The sequence below is a fragment of the Acidovorax delafieldii genome, from assembly GCF_007993815.1.
In the GTDB taxonomy this organism is placed as follows: Bacteria; Pseudomonadota; Gammaproteobacteria; order Burkholderiales; family Burkholderiaceae_C; genus Acidovorax; species Acidovorax delafieldii.
Window position 1 is genome coordinate 1,134,212 of sequence record NZ_VJWE01000011.1, and the last position, 20,424, is coordinate 1,154,635.

A 20,424-nucleotide genomic window follows, 5' to 3' on the forward strand; every position below is an offset into this window, starting at 1 on the left:
CTCACATGAACATGGTTCCCAGGAAATGGCCTCATCAATGGCTCAAGGCCGGCGCATGCGCCGCAGCGCTGGTGATGGCTGCGCACGCCGGGGCTGCCGAGACGGTGAAGATCGGCTTCATCGACCTGCTGTCCGGCCCGTTTGCGCTCACCGGCCAAAGCTCGCTCAACCAGCTGCGCGAGGTGGTGGCGCAGGTCAACGCCAAGGCCGGGCCGAACGAGCCCAAGTTCGAGGTGATGGACTTTGACAACAAGGGCACGCCGCAGGAGAGCTTGAACGCGCTCAAGGCTGCCACTGACCGGGGCGTGCGCTACATCACCCAGGGTGGTGGCTCGGGCGTGGCGCTGGCGCTGGTGGATGCGCTGAACAAGCTCGCCGAGCGCGACCCCGAGCGCGCGACCGTGTACCTCAACTACGCCGCCATGGACCCGCAGCTCACCAACGAGCGCTGCAGCTTCTGGCACTTTCGCTTCTATCCGTCGAGCGAGATGAAGATGGAGGCGCTGACCACCTACCTGCAAGGCCGCAAGGACGTGAAGCGCGTGTACCTGCTCAACCAGGACTACACCCACGGCCGCCAGGTCTCCAAGGCTGCCAAGGAATACCTGGCCCGCAAGCGGCCTGACATCGAGGTTGTGGGCGATGACTTCATCCCCATCGCCCAGACGCGCGACTTCGCCTCGTACGTGGCCAAGATTGCCGCCACCAAGGCCGACACCGTCATCACCTCCAACTGGGGCAGCGACCTCACGCTGCTGTTCAAGTCCTCGCGCGACTATGGCCTGAACATCAACTACTTCACGCTCAATGCCAACAACCCCGGCACGCCCGCGCAGATCGGGCCCTGGGGCGAGGGTAAGGTCGGGGTGATCTGGAACTGGGTGCACAACGCCCCCACCCCCGAGCTGGAAAAGATCTACGTGGACTACAAGAAGAAGACTGGTGAAGACTTTGTGTTTGCCGCCCACTGGAACAGCGTGCACATGCTGCGAGAAGCCATGCGCAAGGCCCAGTCCACCGACGCCAAGAAGGTGGCCCTGGCGCTGGAAGGCATGACCTACAAGAGCCCCATGGGCGAGGTGCGCATGCGCAAGACCGACCACCAGCTTGAAGCCCCGCTGTACCTGGGCATCTGGGCCAAGCAGGGCAGCAAGGGCGTGAAGTACGACGCGGAGAAAACCGGCTACGGCTTCCGCTCTGAAGTGGCGTGGGACAACTACATCAGCGCCCAGCCCACGTCGTGCCAGATGAAGCGGCCGTCCTGAGCGCCCCCGCAGCGCCGCTTCGGCGGTGCGGGCTTCAACCCAGCCAGCCCTTGGGCACCTTGTCGGCCCTTTTCTCCACGGGATTGGCGGTGAGTTTTTCTGCCGCGTACTGGCGCATGAACTCCTTGGCCTTGTCGGGCCGGGCCGTAAGCCAGGCGTCGTAGGCGCCTTCGTTCAGGATGGCGGGCATGCTTTTTTCGCTGCCGGGCTGGCCGTAGCGGTGCAGCAGCGCGTGGTTGTTGGCGTTCACCGTGAGCAGGCAGTAGCTGATGATCACCTCGCCGTCAGCGCCCTGCCAGCGCGCCCACAGGCCCGCCACGCCCATGGGTTTGCCGTCAACACGTGCCACGCGGGTGGGCACGGCCTTGCCGCTGCGCAGGTCGTCTTCATAGAACGCCACCATGGGCACGATGCAGCGCTGGCCGTTCAGCCACGCGTCGCGAAACGCGGTGCCTGTGGAGGCCAGGTCGGACTTGGCGTTTACCAGCTTGGGCGCGCGCAGCTTGGCGTCGGATGCCGACTTGACCCAGTGCGGCACCAGGCCCCATTGCGCGGGCACCAGCACCCGGGTGGAGGCGGCGTCGCTCGGGGTGTCTGAAGCCGTTGTGGGGGCAGCTTCTTCAACCGCGCCAGCCGTGCTGGCCGGCCCTTGGGCCAAGGCGGTGGCCGTTGCTGCATGCACGATGAAAAAGCCCGGCTTGCGGGGCCACAGGTGGCGTTCACCCAGCGCCGCAGGGGGCTCGACCGCAAACGCCTCGCGGTAGGTGTCGGCGTGTTGCAGGGTTTCGTAGTGGGTACTCATGGAGCCATGGTACCTGCGTGGTGATGGGTGTCAGGCCATGTTTGAAGCAAAACGGGTTGGTAGCGCTAGTGCAATATGCCTGACTAGCTATCAATAGCGTAGCAAATGGGATGCCGTCACCGAAGGCTCCCATGCAGGCCGTGATGTGCGTCAAGCCCGTTGTCGCCTGCGTTGTGACGTGTGCTGGCGCGGTTTTCACAATGGCCGCATGGACTTCGCACTCTCCCCCCTGGCCCTTGCACTGCGTGATCGCCTGCTGGCTTTCATGGACCGCTACCTGCTGCCCTACAACGCCGCCTGGCACGCGGCCGTGGCGGCGGGCGACTATCCGCCGCCGTTTGTCGAAGACCTCAAGGCGCTGGCGCGCGAAGAGGGCCTGTGGAACCTGTTCCTACCCACGCTGCGCGAAGACGAGCCGGGCACGCGCCTGAACAACCTTGACTACGCGCCGCTGGCCGAGGCCATGGGCCGCCTGCCCTGGGCGGCCGAGGTGTTCAACTGCCAGGCGCCAGACACCGGCAACATCGAGCTGCTGCACCGCTTTGCCACGCCCGCCCAGCGCACCCGCTGGCTGGTGCCGCTGCTGCACGGCCAGATGCGATCGGCCTTTGCGATGAGCGAGCCCGATGTGGCCTCGTCCGACCCCACCAATCTGCAGACCACGGTGCGGCGCGAGGGCGATGACCTGGTGCTCAGCGGCCGCAAGTGGTTCATCACCGGCGCGGCGCACCCGCATTGCCAGCTGCTCATCGTGTTGTGCCGCAATGCCGACGCCGACAGTGAAGACGGCCACCACCGCCACAGCATGGTGCTGGTGCCGGTGAACACACCGGGTGTGCAGATCGTGCGCAACATCCCCGTGCTGCACCACCACGCGCCGGAGGGGCATTGCGAGATTTTGCTGCGCAGCGTGCGCGTGCCTGCGGACCACCTGCTGGGCGACTGGGGCGCAGGCTTTGCCATGGCCCAGGCGCGCCTCGGGCCCGGCCGCGTGCACCACTGCATGCGCAGCATCGGCCAGTGCGAGCTGGCGCTGCGCCTGGCCACCGAGCGCGCGCTGGAGCGCACGGCCTTTGGCAAGCCGCTGGCCGAACAGGCCAATGTGCAGGAGTGGCTGGCCGAGTCGCGCATCGAGATCGACCAGGCGCGCCTTCTGGTGCTGCACGCCGCGTGGCTGCTGGACCAGGGCGACGCTGTGGATGCGCGCAGCGTGCGTGCCCAGGTCGCCGCCATCAAGCTCGTGGCCGCGCGCCTGCAGCAGCGCGTGGTGGACCGCGCCATGCAGGTCTTTGGCGCCATGGGCATGTCGCCCGACACGCCGCTGGCCGCTTTCTGGACTTGGGGCCGCGCGCTGCGGCTGATGGACGGGCCCGACGAGGTGCACCTGCGCACCGTGGCGCGGCATGAGCTGGCGCAGGCGCGCGCGGGGCTGGGGGCATCGGCAGCCTACTTCACCACCCCCGAGCAGCTGCGCGCGCCGCCGCACCTGAGCGCCTGAGGACGGAGACCCACGGAGACCGCGTGCCCGTGCGCGCGGGCCGCAGCCGCTGCTTCTCACCTTCCACCGTGCACTTGGTACTTGGCAGCAACGGCCGGTGTGTCGATACTGCTGGCTCCACCGCCAGCACCGAGGCCTGACCACCATGCACACCCCCATCCCCCGCGCTCTCGCCGTTGTCCTCTCCGCCACCGTGCTCGGACCCGGGCTCTGGGCCACGGCCCATGCCCAGACGCAGAAGCTGCGGCCCGGCCTGTGGGAGAACAGCGTGACCATGAAAAGCCAGAGCGGCCAGCTGGAGGCCGCGATGGCGCAGATGCAGAAGTCCATGGCCAGCCTGACGCCTGCGCAGCGCAAGCAGATGGAACAGGCCATGGCCCAGCAGGGTGTGAGCATGGGCCCCAGCGGCAACACCGTGAAGGTCTGCATCAGCCCCGAGCAGGCCGACCTGGACCGCATTCCGGCGCAGGAAGGCTGCACACAGAACGTGCAACGCACGGGCCCCAATGCGGTGGCCATGACGTTCAGCTGCAAGGGCACCCAAGGCCAGCCGCCCACCACGGGCGAGGGCGCGATGACCTTCCAGGGGCCCACCGCCTACACGGGCAATTTCAAGGTCAAGACCACGTCGAACGGCAAGCCCGAGCAGATCGACATGGTGCAAAACGGCAAGTGGCTGGCCGCGGACTGCGGCGCGATCAAGCCCGTGCGCTAGTCCCAGAGGCCACGGGGCGGTGGGTGGCCGGCGCCACCACCACGCGGTTGCGGCCCAGGGCCTTGGCGTGGTACAGCGCCTGGTCGGCGCGTTCCAGCGTGTGCTCCACCGTGTCGCCCGGCAGGTGCTGGGCCAGGCCGATGGACACGGTGAGCTGCAGCGAGCCTGCGCTGTGGGCAATCTCCAGCGCCTGCACGGCCTGGCGGATGCGTTCGAGCAGTTCGCGCGCATGGTCTGCCGAGGTGTCGGTGAGCATCAGCACAAACTCCTCGCCACCCCAGCGGGCCAGCACGTCGGTGTCGCGCACGCTGGCGCGCACCGTGCCCGCAAAGGCCTGCAGCGCGCGGTCGCCGGCAGCGTGGCCGTGCTGGTCGTTGATGGGCTTGAAGTGGTCGATGTCCAGCTGCGCCAGCAGCAGCGGGCGGCCGCTGCGCAGGCTGCGGCGGTGCTCCAGCGCCATCAGGTCGAGCATGGCGCGGCGGTTGATAAGGCCCGTCAGTTCGTCGCGGGTGGCCAGTTCGCGGTTGACTTCGAGCGCCTGGGCCAGTGCCTCGCGCTGCTGCTGCAGTTTGGCGCGGATGCGCTGGATGCGCAGGTTCAGCGCAATGCAGCCGCTGAGCACGATGAGCACCATCAGCGCGTAGGCGGTGTCCAGGTAGCCCGAGGCATTGGCGTTGAAGCGTGAGCTGACGCCGATGGCGCTGGCAAAGGCCAGCAGCGCATACACGCCAATGCCGATCACCTCAGCCACCGTGAGGCCGAAGGTGCCGAAGAACAGGATCATCGCCAGCACGCTGGGCACCAGCCCCCGCGCATCGCCCGCCAGCACATAGGCCACCGCACCGCTGGTGATGGTCCAGACCATTTGCGGGATGGTGAGCGAGGGGTCGCGCAGGCGGGCGGTTTCGCCCGAGCGGATGAAGGCCGTCATGACCACCAGGCCGCCCACTGACAGGGCGGCCCACCATTGCACGGCGGTCTGGTCCACGGAGGTGCTGGAATGCGCCACCAGCAGCATCACGCCGGCGCTGCCTGCCATCAGCGTGAGCGCCAGCAAGGCCATGCCCACCAGCGTGCGCCGCCGGGGGTCGGTGGAGAGGATCACATCCTTGAGGCGCTGCCAGCGGGCGGGTGGGCGCAAGGTGGGGGGGCTCCGGCCAGGAGGGAGGGCCGCGCGGTGCGCGGGCGAGGTGGCATGAAACCCTTGGGATTGGGGGTTACCGGCCAGTCAGCGATTTTACGGTGAGGTAATGCTGGGCGTATAGCCCCCAGGCCTGTGCCATGCCTTGACCGGGCTTCGTCCGGGTGTGCAGCCCGGGTGGCGAGTCTGCTCTGCGGCGCGGGCGCTGCGCTACAGCGTGAGCGCGGCCAAGGCGGCCAGCGGGGCCGTCTCGGCACGCAGCACACGCGGACCCAGCGTGACGGGGGCGAAGCCGTGTTGCAGCGCCAGGTCCTCTTCCGCAGCGCTCAGCCCGCCCTCGGGGCCCGAGAGGAACAGCACGGGGCGCTGGCCATTCGCGCTGCCCGTGGCCTCGCGCAGCGGCGCGGTACCGGCCCGCAGCGACAGCAGCAGGCGCTGGGGGGTGTCCCGTGTCTCGGGAGACGCCAGGCCCTGCCCTGGTGAACGCAGCCAGCCCGCCAGGTCGATGGCGGCGTGCACCACCGGCACGCGGTTGCGGCCGCACTGCTCGCAGGCGGCCACGGCCACGGCCTGCCAGTGGGCGATCTTCTTGTCGGCGCGCTCGCCCTTGAGCTTGAGCACGCTGCGCTCGGCCACCAGTGGGGTGATGCTGGCCACGCCCAGTTCGGTGGCTTTCTCGACCAGCCAGTCCATGCGCTCGTTGGCGGTGATACCCGCCAGCAGGTGCACGGCGCGGGGCGCCTCGCGCTCGATGGCGTGGTGCGCCCCCACCAGCACGCGCACATCGCTGCGGCCCATCTTGACCACGGTGGCATCGAACTCGCCGCCCGGGTCGGCCGCGCTCTGGCCGCCGTGGAACAGCGTGATGCCGTCACCAGGCTGCAGGCGCAGCACCTGCACATGGCGTGCAGCGCCCGGGGGCAGGTCCAGCTCGGCGCCGGTGGCCAGGGGGGCCGGGCAATGGAAACGGGGCATTTGCTATCTTTGTAATAGCTGCTAGCGCATAATTTGTGTGCGCTTGAGCCGGTTTTTGCTTGATTTATGGGGGTGTGCCGTGCGTGCAGGCGGCCAGGGCTACATCCGGCCGTACGCAAAGCCCACCACGGGCTCGGTGCCTTCGATCTGGTCCAGCATCTTGAGCAGGGGCCCCAGCTGGCGGTAGCGGTTGGCGGTGGCGCGGATGTAGGCGATGAAGCGGGGCGCATCGGCCAGGTACTTGGGCTTGCCGTCGCGCAAGGTCAGGCGCGCAAAAATGCCCGCGACCTTGAGGTGCCGCTGCAGGCCCATCCACTCCACCGCGCGGTAGAACTCGCCAAAGTCATCGCCCCAGCCGCTGGCGCTGGTGGCTCCAAGCAGTCCGGCCTTGCGCGCCTTTTCCCAGTAACGCACGGTAATGTCGATGACGAATTCTTCTTCCCAGCTGATGAACGCATCGCGCAGCAGGCTGGCAATGTCGTAGGTGATGGGGCCGTAGACCGCGTCCTGGAAGTCCAGCACGCCCAAGGGGGCGCCCTGTTCGGCAGGTGCCATCAGGTTGCGGGTCATGAAGTCGCGGTGCACATACACCTGCGGGGCGGCCAGGTTGTGCGCCACGATGGCGTCAAAGGCGCTGCTCAAGGTGGCCTGTTGCTTGTCATCCAGCGTGACGCTGCGGTGCTGGGCGAGGTACCAGTCGGGGAACAGCGCCAGCTCGCGGCGCAGCAACGCCTCGTCGTATGCGGGCAGCACGCCGGGGGTGGACGCCTTTTGCCACTGCAGCAGCACATCGGTGGCCTGCTGGTACCAGGCGTAGGCGTCCCGGGGATTTTCGGGGTTCAGCCGCTCGATCACCGTCTGGTGGCCCAGATCGGACAGCAGCATGAAGCCGGTGGGCGCATCAAACGCCAGGATCTGCGGCACGTTCAGCCCGGCGGCGGCCATCAGGCCTTGCACCTGCACAAACGGCTGGCAGTTTTCCTTGTCGGGCGGTGCGTCCATGACGATGCGGCTGGCGCCCGTGGCTGTGTCGATGCGCAGGTAGCGGCGGAAGCTGGCATCGGCCGAGGCGGGGCGCAGCGTGGCAGGCAGCAGCTGGTGGGGGCCCACGAGAGGCGCCAACCAGGCTTCGAAGGCGGCGCGGCGGGCTGCATCAGGCCAGCTGACAGGGGTGGAGGCGGCGGGCGCAGCAGGTGCGGCTACGGTGGCGCCCAGGGGCTGGCCGGCGGGCGATGGGGGGATGGGGTGGCTCATGGATAATCCGATTTTACAAACCGGTCGTGGCTGGCGCCGTGCGCGCTGGCCAGGACCGGTCCCTTTGTCCGCTACCGCCCCTCAACACCCCACGTGCCACGCTGCCAGCCCCTTACCGTGCAGAACCTCACCTCCCTTCGCGCCCGGCCCGCCACGGCGAAGTCTGCACGGCTGCGGCCCCCCGTGCCCCGCGTGCTGGCCCTGGGCGTTGCGCTGGCCTGGTGTGGCCTGCCGCTGGCGGTTCTGGCCCAGGACGGAGCCGCGCCCAGCGCCTGGGATGCGCCGCCGGTGCTGCGCACGTCACCCCTGCTGCAGGAAAAGATTCCCGACGCCGTGCGCTCGCAATTGCCCGTCTTTGTGAAGGGCGACCACATCAGCGGCCAGACCGACCTGAACGCACTGATTGAAGGCAACGCCGAGCTGCGCCGGGGCGACACGGTCATCCGCGCCGACCGCCTCGACTACAACGTGCCCGAGGACCTGGCCAAGGCCAACGGCAAGGTGCGCATCAACCGCGCAGGCAACGTCTACGAAGGCACGGCGCTGGAGCTGCGGGTGGAGGCCTTCGAGGGCTTTTTCAGCGACGCGCGCTACCGCTTCCTGGCCACGCAGGCGCATGGAGATGCGACGCGGGTGGACTTTGTGGACCGCTACCGCGCCGTGGTGCACAACGGCACCTACACCACCTGCGAGCGTGGCAACGAGGAGAGCTGGCAGCCCGACTGGGTGCTGCGCGCCGCCACCATCCGCATTGACAACGAGGAAGAGGTGGGCACCGCCGAAGATGCGGTGCTGGAGTTCAAGGGCATCTCGGTGCTGCCCATTCCGTACATCAGCTTCCCGCTGTCGGAAAAGCGCAAGTCCGGCCTGCTGCCGCCCACCGTCGGGCTCGACAGTCGGGATGGCGTGACCTACATGCAGCCTTACTACTGGAACATCGCGCCCAACCGCGATGCCACCTTGCGCGCCGCGCTCATGACCAAACGAGGCGCCAACGTGGGCGGCGAGTTCCGCTACCTGGAGCCAACCTACAAAGGCCAGATCAGCGCCGACGTGATGCCCACCGACCGTCTGCGCGACCGTGTGCGCTGGAGCTTTAGCGGCAAACACGAAGGCGCGTTCGACACCGGCATCGGCGGGCTGGGGCTGAACCTCAACCTCAACCGCGTGAGTGATGACAACTACTGGCGCGACTTCAGCCGTGCTACGGATCAACTGCGCCAGCGCCTGCTGCCCAACGATGCGATCCTGTCCTGGGGCCGCAACGACATGTCGGCCACCGTGCGCACGCTCAAGTGGCAGACGCTGCAAGACGTGAGCTCGCCTATCGTGCCTCCGTATGACCGCATGCCGCAGGTGCAATGGCGCTACAACCCCTCGCAGCTGGGCGGTGGATTCGATGCCAGCGTGGAGCTGGACACCACGCGCTTTGAAGCGGCTCGTGCGCTCACGGGCCAGCCCAATGCCGATCGCAGTTACGCCATGGCGCAGATCAGCCGCCCCTTCCTGTCGCCGGGTGGCTTCATCACCCCGCGCCTGCAGCTGCACGCCACGCAGTACCAGTTTGACTCGGCCCTGTCCAACGGCCAGCGCTCGGCCAGCCGCACGCTGCCTACCTTCAGCCTGGACAGCGGCCTGGTGTTCGAGCGCGACACCGCCTACTTTGGTCGCGCCTTCCTGCAGACACTGGAGCCCCGGGCGTTCTACACCTACACGCCCTACCGCGACCAGAGCATGCTGCCGGTGTATGACACAGCGGCCAATGACTTCAACTTCGCCACCATCTACACAGAGAACGCGTTTGGCGGCAATGACCGGCTGGCCGACAACAACCTGCTGACCTTGGGCGTGACCACACGCCTGCTGGACCCCGACACCGGTGCCCAGGCAGCGCGCTTCGGCATTGCCCAGCGGGTGCGTTTCTCGGACCAGAAGGTCACCCTGCCCGGGGGCACGCCGGTGAGCGAGCGCCTGTCGGACCTGCTGCTGGGCGCGGGCATTAACTGGACACCGCAGTGGGGCTTTGACTCCACCGTGCAGTACAACCCCAAGACCGGGCAGTCCATCCGTTCGACCATCGGTGCGCGCTACAGCCCCAGCAACTACCGCACCGTGAGCGCGGCCTACCGCCTGCAACGTGGCACCAGCGAGCAGATCGACATCGGCTGGCAGTGGCCGCTGAACGACCTGTGGGGCGACAAGGGCAAGGACCTGGGCCCCGGCCGCGGCCAGGGCGGCGGGCGCTGGTACAGCGTGGGCCGCCTGAACTACAGCATGAAGGACCGCAAACTCGTGGACACCGTGGTGGGCTTCGAGTACGACAGCTGCTGCTGGATTGGCCGCGTGGTGCTGGAGCGCCTGCAAAGCAGCGTGACCAGCTCCAACACGCGCCTGCTGTTCCAGATCGAATTCGTGGGCTTCTCCCGCCTGAGCCTGGGCTCCAGCCCGCTCGACTCCTTCAAGCAAAATGTGCCGCGTTACCAGAACCTGCGCGAGCAGGTCTCCACGCCCAGCCGCTTCAGCAACTACGACTAGACCATGAACCACCGTGTATTCGCACTGGCCTTGACGGCCGCGTTGGCATCCCTCGTGGCGCAAGGCGCTGCGGCCCAGGGCCTGCGCCCCTCGGGGACCTCGTCCTCGGGCAAGACAGGGTTGTCTTCCTCGCCGTCTTCGCTGAATGCGCGCCCTGCTGCCGTGCCCTCCATCACGCTGCCCGCGCCCTCCGCCAGCACGGCCCCGCGCTCGGCCGATTTCATCGTGGCGGTGGTCAACTCCGAGCCCGTGACCAACTACGAGGTGCGCTCGCGCCTGGCACGTGCCGAGGCGCAGATCGCCAAGCAGGGCGGTGCCATGCCACCGCGCGATGCGCTGGCGCGCGAAGTCCTCGAACGCATCATCCTGGAGAAGGTGCAGCTGCAGCAGGCCCGCGAATCGGGCATCAAGGTCGATGACTACGCCGTGTCGCAGGCCGAGCAGGGCGTGGCCCGCCAGAACGACATGACGGTGGACGAGCTGTATGCGCGCCTGGCCCGCGATGGAATGAGCAAGGACCGTTTTCGCGAAGAGCTGCGCAACCAGTTGCTGCAGCAGCGCCTGCGCGAGCGCGAAGTCGAAGCGCGGGTGAAGGTGAGCGATCTGGACGTGGACCAGTTCCTGCGTGAAGAGCAAAAGGGCACGGATGTCGCCGCCATGGAGATCAACCTCGGCCATGTGCTGGTGCTGGTGCCTGAAAACGCCACCCCCACGCAGGTGGCCGAGCGGCAGGCACGGGCACAGCGAGCGGCCGACAAGGTGCGCGCGGGCGAAGACTTTGCAGCGGTGGCCCGCGAGTTCTCCGATGCGCCCGAAGGCCAGCGGGCCGGTGGATTGCTGGGCTTGCGGCCTGCGGATCGTTATCCAGAATTGTTTGTGAACTCCACCCTCGGCCTGCCGGTGGGCTCCATCGTGGGCCCGGTGCGCTCGCCAGCGGGTTTTCACGTGCTCAAGGTGGTGGAACGTGTGACGGCGGGTATGCCGACCACCGTAGTGCAAAACCATGCGCGCCACATTTTGCTGCGCACGGGCCCCCAGTTGTCCGAAGCCGCTGCCGCCGCGCGCCTGGCCGACTACCGCCGCCGCGTGCTGGCGGGGCAGGCCGACTTTGCAGCCCTGGCGCGCGAGCATTCGCAGGACGGCAGTTCCAAGGAGGGTGGTGACCTCGGCTGGGCCAACCCGGGCCGGTATGTCCCCGAGTTCGAGCAAGCGCTGGACGCCCTCAAGCCCGGTGACATCAGCGAACCCCTGGTTTCGCGTTTTGGCGTGCACCTGATCCAGCTGCTCGAACGCCGCGAGGCCAAGCTCACCCAGCGCGAGCAGCGCGACATGGCACGCAACGTGGTGCGCGAGAAGAAACTCGACGAGGCCTATGCCACCTGGGCGCAGGAGTTGCGCGGGCGCGCGTATGTCGAGTACCGCGAGCCACCCCAGTGAGTGCAGCGCACACGAGCTCCAAGCACTCTCAGACACGACAACAGGTAAGGCCGCGTTGAAACACATTCCCCGCAAGCGCTTCGGACAGCATTTCCTGTCCGACCAGGGCATCATCGACGGCATCGTGCAGGCCATTGCGCCGATGCCCGGTCAACCCATGGTCGAGATCGGGCCCGGTCTGGCCGCGCTGACGCAGCCCCTGGTGGAACGCCTGGGGGGCCTCACGGTCATCGAACTGGACCGCGACCTGGCGCTGCGCCTGCGCCTGCATGGCCAGCTCGACGTGATTGAGTCGGATGTGCTCAAAGTGGACTTCACCGCATTGGCGCAGACCCTGCGTGACAAGGCAGGACAGCCCGGTTTGCGGTTGCGCGTGGTGGGCAACCTGCCCTACAACATCTCCACACCCATCCTGTTCCATCTGCTGGACCATGTGCAGGTCATCGAAGACCAGCACTTCATGCTGCAAAAGGAAGTGATCGACCGCATGGTGGCCAGCCCCGCCACGGGCGACTACGGTCGCCTGTCGGTGATGCTGCAATGGCGCTACGCCATGGAAAACGTGCTGTTCGTGCCGCCCGAGAGCTTCGACCCGCCGCCCCGCGTGGACAGCGCCGTGGTGCGCATGGTGCCGCATGCAGAGCCTGCGGCCTTGTCTGTGCCGCTGCTGGAAGAGCTGGTGCAGGTCGCCTTCAGCCAGCGCCGCAAGCTGCTGCGCCACACGCTGGGCCGCTGGCTCGAAGCCCGCCAGTTTGCTGGTGAATTCGACACCCAGCGCCGCGCCGAGGAAGTGCCCGTGGCCGAATACGTGGCCCTGGCACAGAATTGCTCTTGAATTGATAGCTGGCGGCGCTTGCTGAATAGGCGCTGGCGGTCTATGGGGGCAAAAAATGGGGTGCAGTGCACCCGTATCATCCGCATCAATGGCAGGAAAAGAGGCCTGCCTCGGGTATGGCAGGCGCTTGATTCAACTCTGCCCTCGACGATGGGCGAGATACCATGCCAGAGACACCGCGCAAGGGCCGCCCCGCCGCGCTGGTGTCGTCCCCCTTCCCGGCGAAGCCGAGAGAAGGGGGAAGCGGCGTAGCCGCTCAGGGGGATGTACCGAGTTATGCGGCGCTGAGCCAATACCCGGCATTGAAAGGGCTGCTCATGCGCAGCGCCATGGGCGACACGTCCACAAGCTTGTCGGTGGGCATCTTTTCAGCGGGTTCACCGTTGATCTCGATGCCTTCCACGGCCTGGGTGTCGCTAGCCTCGTTCGCCCGTTCTGCTTGGCTGGTGGATGCAGAACGGGCTACAGAAAAGAATAGAAACACCGGAAGGGGATCTTGCGATCACCCCAGTAGTCGGCAGCATCGCGGAAGATGTCGAGCAACTGCTCGCGCGCTTCCTTGTCGAACTTGCCCGTGGCAGGAATCTGCTCCAGCACCACGATGAAACCAGGCTGCGGGCCTGATTTGTGCAAGGGGTCTGTCATGCAGTCGTACAACGCATCGAAGTTCTTGCCGAAGTGCGACGGGAACGTGAATTGGGCGGCAATCAGGTCCAGCACATCCTGCTTGGACTGCGCGTGAGCCAGATTGGCGTACAAGAAATGGTGACCCATGGAGGTGGCCGCATCTTGCAGGTCCTGCACGCGGAAGGCGCGAATGGACTGCACGATGTTGGTGCGCACGCCACGCAGTGGCGTTTCCAGGTCTTTACGAAGTGGCGTCTGCATCTCCGCTACTCTTTCTTTATAAAGTCCACAAACTTCTGGCATCTCACAGGCTGCAGGATGCGGCCTGTGAATGGGGAATTCAATGGGGCGCGGCGTACGCTTTCAGGGATGGGCTGGCTGGCGTACGACGCATTGGGGTTACTCGACGATCTCGCGAAAACTGGCGTAGTGGTCGCTGGTGTAGTAGCAGGCATCCGGCATCCGGGGCTTGCCGCCACACACGATGCGCCGGGCTCCCCGGTCGCGCGATCCTGGTGTTCTGACGGTGTATTCACGGTAGTAGCCCCGCTTTTGGGCGGGCAACAGCCGCTCGCGATTGCCAAAAACCGATCCGTCCTTGTCGTACGGAAACGGCCCGCCCTCACGGATCAGCGCATACGTTGTCCGCCCTTGAGGCGGCAACTCGGCCAGTGCGATGGGGGTGATGGACCCGTCGGTGGACGGGGATTTCCGGGCATGTCCCGCGACCGGAGACAGCACGAAAGCAACACCCAAAACACACAATAACCCTGCCTTGCGCGCCCGGGTGGCTACAGCCTTCAGCATCAACGAACCTTTCAGAAACTACGGGTTAACCCGAAATTTCGACCCGCTAGTGTCGCTCAACGGTCCCCAAAAAGCAAGCGTCTGCACAAAGATTGGGCAGACGCTGAAGGGTTTTGCAAGGGATTTAAGTTAGCGCTTGCTATTCTTTTAAGGCTTACCGCAGGGCGTTGGCATCGGCCACGGTGAGGGCTGTCATGTTCACAATACGACGCACGGTGGCACTGGGTGTCAGGATATGAACCGGCTTGGCAGCGCCCAGCAGCACGGGGCCGATGGCAATGCCGCCACCTGCTGCGGTCTTGAGCAGGTTGTAGGCAATGTTGGCGGCGTCGATGTTGGGGAACACCAGCAAGTTGGCGTCGCCGGTCAGCTCGCTGCTGGGCATGAGCGCCGAGCGGGCCTTGCCGTCCAGCGCCACGTCGCCATGCATTTCACCGTCCACTTCCAGCCAGGGGGCCTGCTGGCGCAGCAGTTCCAGCGTCCGGCGCATTTTTACGGCGCTGGGGCTGTTGCTGGTGCCGAAGTTGGAGTGCGACAGCAGCGCCGCCTTGGGCTTGATGCCAAAGCGCATCATTTCCTCGGCGGCCAGGGCGGTGATCTCGGCCAGCTCCTGTGGCGTGGGGTCGTAGTTGACGTGCGTGTCCACCAGGAACACCTGGCGGCCTGGCAGCATCAGGCCGTTCATGCAGGCGTACACCGGCACATCCTGCTCGGTGCTGTCGGCGCCGCCTGCATGCTTGCCGATGACCTGGTCGATGTACATCAGGTGGTTGGCGGTGGTGCCCCAAGTACCGCAGATCAGGCCGTCCACTTCGCCCTTGTGCAGCATCATCGAACCGATGAGCGTGAGGCGGCGGCGCATCTCGATCTTGGCAACCTGCTGGGTGATGCCCTTGCGCTCGGTCATGCGGTGGTAGGTCTGCCAGAAGTCGCGGTAGCGGTGGTCGAAGTCGGTGTTGACCACGTCGTAGTCCACGCCTTCCTTCAGGCGCAGGCCAAACTTTTCGATGCGCTGGGCGATGATGGCGGGGCGGCCGATCAGCGTGGGGCGCGCCACCTTCTCGTCCACCACGATCTGCGCAGCACGCAGCACGCGTTCTTCTTCGCCCTCGGCATAGGCCACCCGCTTCTTGGCGGCATTGCGGGCCGCGTCGAAGATGGGCTTCATCGTCGTGCCCGAGGCATACACAAAGGTCTGCAGCCGGTCGCGGTACGCGTCCATGTCGGCGATGGGGCGCTGTGCCACGCCGCTGTCCATGGCGGCCTGGGCCACGGCGGGCGCGATCTTCATCATCAGGCGCGGGTCGAACGGCTTGGGGATCAGGTATTCGGGGCCGAAGGTCAGCTTCTCGCCCACGTAGGCGGCGGCCACCACCTCGCTTTGTTCGGCCTGTGCCAGCTCGGCAATCGCGTGCACCGCGGCAATCTCCATCTCATCGGTGATGGTGGTGGCACCGCAGTCCAGTGCTCCACGGAAGATGTATGGGAAGCACAGGACGTTGTTCACCTGGTTCGGATAGTCCGAGCGGCCCGTGGCCATGATGATGTCGTTGCGCACGCTGTGCGCGAGCTCGGGCGTGATCTCGGGATTGGGGTTGGCCAGCGCGAAGATCACCGGGCGTTCGGCCATGGTGGCCACCATCTCGGGCTTGAGCACGTTGCCGGCCGACAGGCCCAGGAACACGTCCGCCCCCACCATCACCTCGGCCAGCTTGCGCGCGTCGGTCTTCTGCATGAACTGGCGCTTGTCGTCGTCCATCAGCTCTTCGCGGCCTTCATACACCACACCAGCCAGGTCGGTGACGAACACGTTCTTGCGCTGCACGCCCACCTTGAGCAGCAGGTTCAGGCAGGCCAGGGCCGCCGCACCCGCGCCGCTGGTGACCAGCTTCACGTCTTCGATCTTCTTGTTGGCGACCTTGAGCGCATTCACGACGGCAGCCGCCACCGTGATCGCCGTGCCGTGCTGGTCGTCGTGGAAGACCGGGATCTTCATGCGCTTGCGCAGCTCGCGCTCCACATAGAAGCAGTCGGGGGCCTTGATGTCTTCGAGGTTCACGGCGCCAAAGGTCGGCTCCAGTGCCGCAATCACCTCCACCAGCTTGGCGGGGTCCTTCTCGTCGATCTCGATGTCGAACACGTCCACGCCTGCGAACTTCTTGAACAGGACGGCCTTGCCTTCCATCACTGGCTTGGAGGCCAGCGCACCAATGTCGCCCAGGCCCAGCACGGCCGTGCCGTTGCTGATCACGGCGACTAGGTTGCCGCGCGAGGTGTAGCGGAAGGCGTTGGCCGGGTCCTTGACGATCTCTTCGCAGGGCGCGGCCACGCCGGGCGAGTAGGCCAGCGCGAGATCGTGCTGGTTGATCATCTGCTTGGTCGCGGCAATCGCCAGCTTGCCGGGCTTGGGAAACTCGTGGTACTCGAGAGCGGCACGGCGCAACTGGGCACGCTTGTCGGAATCGTTGTTGTTCTGGGCCGTGGTGTTCTCGGGCATTCAGTGTCTCCAACTCAGGGGTGAGGGGCCAAAACCGTACTCCAGCGGGTCTGCAGCAGGCTGTCAGCTTTGTAAGGGTCTGCGATTGTAGGGGGATGTGCGTAAAAACCCTAGTAAGCGAATCTGCTTACAGAGGGGCTGTTTGCCCATTGATTGTGTCGTGCGGGCAGGGTTTTGAGACCTCCGTATCCATGCACAAAAGCTATGAAGTGTTTTGCTTTTTGAGGGGTAAGACCTCGGCATCCGAAAACGGGTCGCTTCATGGGCTCTTCTTGCGCTAAAAGACGGCATGCCACGCCAGCCATGCGCATTTACATGGCTCGCCTTCAAACACCCTGGCACGGCACAGAACGAAAAAAGGCCCCACGTGGGGCCTTTTCGTCGAAAAGTGGATGCTGGTGCGTCAGCGGCTGCTCGGGAAGCTGAACACCGCCCCCTCGCGCACGCCCGCCGAGGGCCAACGCTGCGTGATGGTCTTGCGCTTGGTGTAGAAGCGCACGGCGTCGGGACCGTAGGCGTGCAGGTCGCCGAACAGGCTTCGCTTCCAGCCGCCGAACGAGTGGTACGCAACCGGCACGGGCAGGGGCACGTTCACGCCCACCATGCCGACCTGGATGTGGTCGGTGAAGTAGCGGGCGGCCTCGCCGTCGCGGGTGAAGATGCAGGTGCCGTTGCCGTATTCGTGGTCGTTGATGAGCTGCATGGCTTCCTGCAGCGTCTTCACGCGCACCACACCGAGCACGGGGCCGAAGATTTCTTCCTGGTAGATCTTCATGCCGGGCTTGACGTTGTCAAACAGGCAGGCGCCCAGGAAATAGCCGTTCTCGTGGCCTGCCGCCACCTTCACGCCACGGCCGTCCACCACCAGCGTGGCGCCTTCGGCCACGCCGCTGTCCACATAGGCCTTCACCTTCTCGAAGTGCGGCTTGGTGACCAGCGGGCCCATGTCGTTGCTGTTGTCGGTGCCGGGGCCGACCTTCATCTTGGCGATCTCGGTCTTGAGGCCCGCGATCACGGCGTCACCCACTTCGTCGCCCACGGCCACCAGCAGCGGGATGGCCATGCAGCGCTCGCCACACGAGCCGTAGGCCGCGCCCATCAGCGCGCTCACGGCGTTGCCTACGTCGGCGTCGGGCATCAGCACGGCGTGGTTCTTGGCGCCGCCCAGGGCCTGCACGCGCTTGCCGTGCTTGCAACCTTCGCTGTAGATGTATTCGGCAATCGGGGTGGAGCCCACAAAGCTCACGGCCTTGACGCGGGGGTCTTGCAGCAGGGTGTCTACGGCCAGCTTGTCGCCGTTGACCACGTTGAGCACGCCGGGCGGCAGGCCCGCTTCCAGCGCCAGCTGGGCGATGAACAGCGTGGAGGAGGGATCGCGCTCCGAAGGCTTGAGCACAAAGGTGTTGCCGCAGGCCACGGCCATGGGCCACATCCACAGCGGCACCATGGCCGGGAAGTTGAAGGGCGTGATGCCAGCGGTGACGCCCAGCGCCTGGAACTCGGACCATGAGTCGATGCTGGGGCCCACGTTGCGGCTGTGCTCGCCCTTGAGCAGCTCGGGCGCGTAGCTCGCGTATTCGACGTTTTCAATGCCACGCTGCAGCTCACCGTGTGCATCGGCCAGCACCTTGCCGTGTTCGGCGGTGATCAGGGCGGCGATCTTGTCGGCGTTTTCTTCGAGCAGGACTTTCAGCTTGCTCATCACGCGCGCACGCTTGAGCGGCGGCGTGTTGCGCCAGGCCGGAAACGCGGCCTCGGCCGAGGCAATGGCCGCCTCGACCGTGGCCTGGCTTGCCAGGGCCACGCTGGTGGTGGACAGGCCGGTGGCGGGGTCAAACACGGGCTGCGTACGGGCGGTGTCGGCGACGATCTGGCCGTCGATCAGGTGGCCGATGGTGGTGGTGACGTTTTTGTCGTGGTTCATGGTGATTTCAAGTAAAAGGTGCCACAAGCGCTAGTGAAACATGCGCTGATAGCTATCAAATTTATAGTATTCAAGCCGCAGCAGCCTGGGGCTCCAGCGCGGGCAGCACATGCCCCAAGGCGCGGTCGATGAACTCCTGCTTCTCGCCCACCGGGGCAAAGTAGTGCAGCACTTCGCGCGCGGCGTCCAGTCCCTTGAGGCGGGCGATCAGCCACGCCACCAGGTACTGCGAGGCCAGGCACCCGCCCGCCGTGGCCACGTTGCCGTGGGCCGCAAACGCGCGCGGCACCACTTCCACGCCCGACTCCACCACCCACGGCTTGCTGGTCAGGTCCGTGCAGGCGGGCGTGCCGCTCAGCAGGCCCAAGCGGCTGAGCAGGAAGGTGCCAGAGCACTGCGCCGCCAGCAACTGGCGGGCGGGGTTCAGCACCCTTAGCTGTTCCATCAGCGCAGGGGTGTTGGCCACCTCACGCGTCTTCATGCCGCTGCCCACCAGCACCGCGTCGGCCTCAGCCAGCTGGCTCAGGTTTTCGTGCGCATCGATGGTCAGCCCGTTCATGGACGTGATGCGGGGCGTGGGGCTCGCAATGCGCACCTGCCAGTCCTTGACGCCCAGCAGGGCGATGCGATTGAGCATGCCAAACGCCACCAGCGAATCCAGGTCGTTGAAGGCATCGAAGGTGAGGATGGAGATGCGCATGGAGGGGCAGGCTGGCTGGCGAAGGAAGCTCAGGCGGTTTCTTGCAGGGCGTCGCCCAGGGCGCTGATCAGGCGGTCGATTTCGGCCTGGGTGCTGATGAAGGGCGGTGCCAGCTGGATGGTGTCGCCACCGTAGCGCACGTAAAAGCCCTTCTTCCAGCAGTTCATGGCGATCTCATAGGGGCGCTTGGCAGGCTCGCCGGGCAGCGCCGCAATGGTGAAGCCGGCCGCCAGGCCAAAGTTGCGGATGTCGGCCACATGCTTGGCGCCCTTGAGGCTGTGCACAGCCTGCTCGAAGTACGGGGCCAGCGCCTTCACGCGGCCGATCATGTCTTCGTTTTGCAGGATGTCGAGCGCCGCAATGCCCGCCGCGCAGGCCACGGGGTGGGCCGAGTAGGTGTAGCCGTGCGGGAATTCGAGCATGTACTCGGGACCGCCCGCGGCCATGAAGGTGTCGTAGATTTCCTTGGTAGCCACCACGCCGCCCAGCGGCTGCGCGCCGTTGGTGACCTGCTTGGCAAAATTCAGGATGTCGGGCGTCACGCCAAAGGCCTCGGCACCGGTCCAGGCGCCGCTGCGGCCAAAACCGCTGATCACTTCGTCAAAAATCAACAAGATGTTGTTTTGTGTGCAGATCTCGCGCAGGCGCTGCAGGTAGCCCACGGGCGGGATCACCACACCGGCCGAGCCCGAGAAGGGCTCGACGATGACGGCCGCGATGTTGCTGGCATCGTGCAGCGCAATCACTTCCAGCAAGCGGTCGGCCAGCTCCTTGCCCGTAGGCGGCATGCCCTTGTGGAACGAGCCTGCGGGTGGCTGGGTGTGGGGCAGGTGGTCGGCCTCCACGCCCTGGCCAAACAGCTTGCGGTTGGCGACGATGCCGCCCACCGAGATGCCGCCAAAGTTAACGCCGTGGTAGCCCTTTTCGCGGCCGATCAGGCGCGTCTTGGTGCCCTGGCCCTTGGCGCGCCAGTAGGCGCGGGCCATCTTCAGAGACGTGTCGGCCGACTCGGAGCCCGAACCGGTGAAGAACACATAGTCCAGCCCTGCAGGCGTCAGTTCCTTCACGCGGTTGGCCAGCTCGAACGACAGCGGGTGGCCAAACTGGAAGGCGGGCGCGTAGTCCAGCTTCATCGCCTGCTTGCCGATGGCTTCGGCGATCTCGCGGCGGCCATGGCCCAGGCCCGCGCACCACAGGCCCGAGAGGCCGTCAAAAATCTTGCGGCCCTCGGAGTCGGTGTAGTAGGCACCGCTGCCCTCCACGATCATGCGCGGGTTGGCCTTGAACTGGCGGTTGCCGGTGTAGGGCATCCAGTGCGCGTCCAGCCATTCGGCGTCCATGCGGGGGCCTTCGGCACCGGCGGCGGGTTTTTCGATGTTGACGAAGCTCATGGGGTTCTCCAGTGCAAGGCG

At 66.1% G+C, this 20,424-nt stretch carries 17 protein-coding genes; 6 read left to right on the forward strand and 11 right to left on the reverse strand.

Features of this window, described 5'->3' with window-relative positions; all coding sequences use genetic code 11:
* Positions 1-5 precede the first annotated feature (5 nt).
* Entirely contained in the window at positions 6-1,265 is a 1,260-nt protein-coding gene (locus ATF69_RS07935; protein ID WP_082564848.1) for a branched-chain amino acid ABC transporter substrate-binding protein, read from the forward strand.
* A gap of 34 nt (positions 1,266-1,299) precedes the next feature.
* On the opposite strand, the gene ATF69_RS07940 is transcribed toward ATF69_RS07935, so the two are convergent.
* Positions 1,300-2,067 carry an SOS response-associated peptidase gene (locus tag ATF69_RS07940; protein ID WP_146870515.1) on the reverse strand — a complete coding sequence of 256 codons (768 nt, stop codon included), beginning with the start codon at positions 2,065-2,067 and terminating at the stop codon, positions 1,300-1,302.
* Positions 2,068-2,275: 208 nt separating this feature from the next.
* Between ATF69_RS07940 and ATF69_RS07945 the strand changes: the two genes are divergently transcribed.
* Complete coding sequence (locus tag ATF69_RS07945; RefSeq protein WP_146870516.1) at positions 2,276-3,565, forward strand: acyl-CoA dehydrogenase family protein; 1,290 nt, start codon at positions 2,276-2,278, stop codon at positions 3,563-3,565.
* A gap of 145 nt (positions 3,566-3,710) precedes the next feature.
* The gene (locus ATF69_RS07950) at positions 3,711-4,280 is read left to right on the forward strand and encodes a DUF3617 domain-containing protein (RefSeq protein ID WP_146870517.1); all 570 of its coding nucleotides are present in this window, start codon (positions 3,711-3,713) and stop codon (positions 4,278-4,280) included.
* Here ATF69_RS07950 and ATF69_RS07955 read toward each other — a convergent pair.
* From ATF69_RS07955 to ATF69_RS07965, 3 genes are all read right to left on the reverse strand, one after another.
* Complete coding sequence (locus ATF69_RS07955) at positions 4,264-5,421, reverse strand: GGDEF domain-containing protein (protein WP_015016373.1); 1,158 nt, start codon at positions 5,419-5,421, stop codon at positions 4,264-4,266. The two genes, ATF69_RS07950 and ATF69_RS07955, sit on opposite strands and share 17 nt — an antisense overlap.
* Positions 5,422-5,631: 210 nt before the next feature.
* Positions 5,632-6,396, reverse strand: coding sequence for a 16S rRNA (uracil(1498)-N(3))-methyltransferase (locus ATF69_RS07960; RefSeq protein ID WP_146870518.1), 765 nt, complete (start codon positions 6,394-6,396; stop codon positions 5,632-5,634).
* 99 nt (positions 6,397-6,495) lie between these two features.
* Positions 6,496-7,650, reverse strand: a complete 1,155-nt coding sequence (locus ATF69_RS07965; protein ID WP_225580981.1) for an aminoglycoside phosphotransferase family protein — start codon at positions 7,648-7,650, stop codon at positions 6,496-6,498.
* A 171-nt stretch (positions 7,651-7,821) separates the two neighbouring features.
* Between ATF69_RS07965 and ATF69_RS07970 the strand changes: the two genes are divergently transcribed.
* The 3 genes from ATF69_RS07970 to rsmA are packed head-to-tail and all read left to right on the forward strand — an operon-like array spanning position 7,822 to position 12,457.
* On the forward strand, positions 7,822-10,185 hold the full coding sequence (locus ATF69_RS07970) for an LPS-assembly protein LptD (protein WP_146870746.1): 2,364 nt from the start codon (positions 7,822-7,824) through the stop codon (positions 10,183-10,185).
* 3 nt (positions 10,186-10,188) lie between these two features.
* Positions 10,189-11,622 carry a peptidylprolyl isomerase gene (locus ATF69_RS07975; protein WP_146870519.1) on the forward strand — a complete coding sequence of 478 codons (1,434 nt, stop codon included), beginning with the start codon at positions 10,189-10,191 and terminating at the stop codon, positions 11,620-11,622.
* A 55-nt stretch (positions 11,623-11,677) separates the two neighbouring features.
* Positions 11,678-12,457 carry a 16S rRNA (adenine(1518)-N(6)/adenine(1519)-N(6))-dimethyltransferase RsmA gene (gene rsmA, locus ATF69_RS07980; RefSeq protein WP_146870520.1) on the forward strand — a complete coding sequence of 260 codons (780 nt, stop codon included), beginning with the start codon at positions 11,678-11,680 and terminating at the stop codon, positions 12,455-12,457.
* A 274-nt stretch (positions 12,458-12,731) separates the two neighbouring features.
* On the opposite strand, the gene ATF69_RS07985 is transcribed toward rsmA, so the two are convergent.
* The 7 genes from ATF69_RS07985 to aptA all read right to left on the reverse strand — a co-directional run bounded on the left by ATF69_RS07985 (position 12,732) and on the right by aptA (position 20,403).
* Entirely contained in the window at positions 12,732-12,941 is a 210-nt protein-coding gene (locus tag ATF69_RS07985; protein WP_015016367.1) for a hypothetical protein, read from the reverse strand.
* The gene (locus tag ATF69_RS07990) at positions 12,920-13,345 is read right to left on the reverse strand and encodes a barstar family protein (RefSeq protein ID WP_015016366.1); all 426 of its coding nucleotides are present in this window, start codon (positions 13,343-13,345) and stop codon (positions 12,920-12,922) included. The genes ATF69_RS07985 and ATF69_RS07990 overlap by 22 nt, the downstream gene beginning before the upstream one ends.
* Positions 13,346-13,483: 138 nt before the next feature.
* Positions 13,484-13,891 (reverse strand): guanyl-specific ribonuclease, encoded by a 408-nt coding sequence (locus ATF69_RS07995; RefSeq protein ID WP_056056729.1) that lies wholly within the window; start codon positions 13,889-13,891, stop codon positions 13,484-13,486.
* A 154-nt stretch (positions 13,892-14,045) separates the two neighbouring features.
* Positions 14,046-16,388: an NADP-dependent malic enzyme gene (locus tag ATF69_RS08000; RefSeq protein ID WP_056742688.1), complete on the reverse strand. Its 2,343-nt coding sequence runs from the start codon at positions 16,386-16,388 to the stop codon at positions 14,046-14,048.
* 403 nt (positions 16,389-16,791) lie between these two features.
* Positions 16,792-18,312, reverse strand: coding sequence for a CoA-acylating methylmalonate-semialdehyde dehydrogenase (locus tag ATF69_RS08005; RefSeq protein ID WP_146870521.1), 1,521 nt, complete (start codon positions 18,310-18,312; stop codon positions 16,792-16,794).
* Between the two features lie 70 nt (positions 18,313-18,382).
* Entirely contained in the window at positions 18,383-19,012 is a 630-nt protein-coding gene (locus tag ATF69_RS08010) for a DJ-1/PfpI family protein (RefSeq protein WP_146870522.1), read from the reverse strand.
* A gap of 29 nt (positions 19,013-19,041) precedes the next feature.
* Positions 19,042-20,403 carry an omega-aminotransferase AptA gene (aptA, locus tag ATF69_RS08015; RefSeq protein WP_146870523.1) on the reverse strand — a complete coding sequence of 454 codons (1,362 nt, stop codon included), beginning with the start codon at positions 20,401-20,403 and terminating at the stop codon, positions 19,042-19,044.
* Between the last annotated feature and the right edge of the window lie 21 nt (positions 20,404-20,424).

Excerpts from the sequence above, each read along its gene's own strand:
- ATF69_RS07935 (WP_082564848.1), top strand. The coding sequence starts at position 6 with ATGAACATGGTTCCCAGGAAATGGCCTCATCAATGGCTCAAGGCCGGC.
- ATF69_RS07940 (WP_146870515.1), bottom strand. The coding sequence starts at position 2,067 with ATGAGTACCCACTACGAAACCCTGCAACACGCCGACACCTACCGCGAG.
- ATF69_RS07945 (WP_146870516.1), top strand. The coding sequence starts at position 2,276 with ATGGACTTCGCACTCTCCCCCCTGGCCCTTGCACTGCGTGATCGCCTG.
- ATF69_RS07950 (WP_146870517.1), top strand. The coding sequence starts at position 3,711 with ATGCACACCCCCATCCCCCGCGCTCTCGCCGTTGTCCTCTCCGCCACC.
- ATF69_RS07960 (WP_146870518.1), bottom strand. The coding sequence starts at position 6,396 with ATGCCCCGTTTCCATTGCCCGGCCCCCCTGGCCACCGGCGCCGAGCTG.
- ATF69_RS07965 (WP_225580981.1), bottom strand. The coding sequence starts at position 7,650 with ATGAGCCACCCCATCCCCCCATCGCCCGCCGGCCAGCCCCTGGGCGCC.
- ATF69_RS07975 (WP_146870519.1), top strand. The coding sequence starts at position 10,189 with ATGAACCACCGTGTATTCGCACTGGCCTTGACGGCCGCGTTGGCATCC.
- ATF69_RS07990 (WP_015016366.1), bottom strand. The coding sequence starts at position 13,345 with ATGCAGACGCCACTTCGTAAAGACCTGGAAACGCCACTGCGTGGCGTG.
- ATF69_RS07995 (WP_056056729.1), bottom strand. The coding sequence starts at position 13,891 with ATGCTGAAGGCTGTAGCCACCCGGGCGCGCAAGGCAGGGTTATTGTGT.
- ATF69_RS08000 (WP_056742688.1), bottom strand. The coding sequence starts at position 16,388 with ATGCCCGAGAACACCACGGCCCAGAACAACAACGATTCCGACAAGCGT.
- ATF69_RS08005 (WP_146870521.1), bottom strand. The coding sequence starts at position 18,312 with ATGAACCACGACAAAAACGTCACCACCACCATCGGCCACCTGATCGAC.
- ATF69_RS08010 (WP_146870522.1), bottom strand. The coding sequence starts at position 19,012 with ATGCGCATCTCCATCCTCACCTTCGATGCCTTCAACGACCTGGATTCG.
- aptA (WP_146870523.1), bottom strand. The coding sequence starts at position 20,403 with ATGAGCTTCGTCAACATCGAAAAACCCGCCGCCGGTGCCGAAGGCCCC.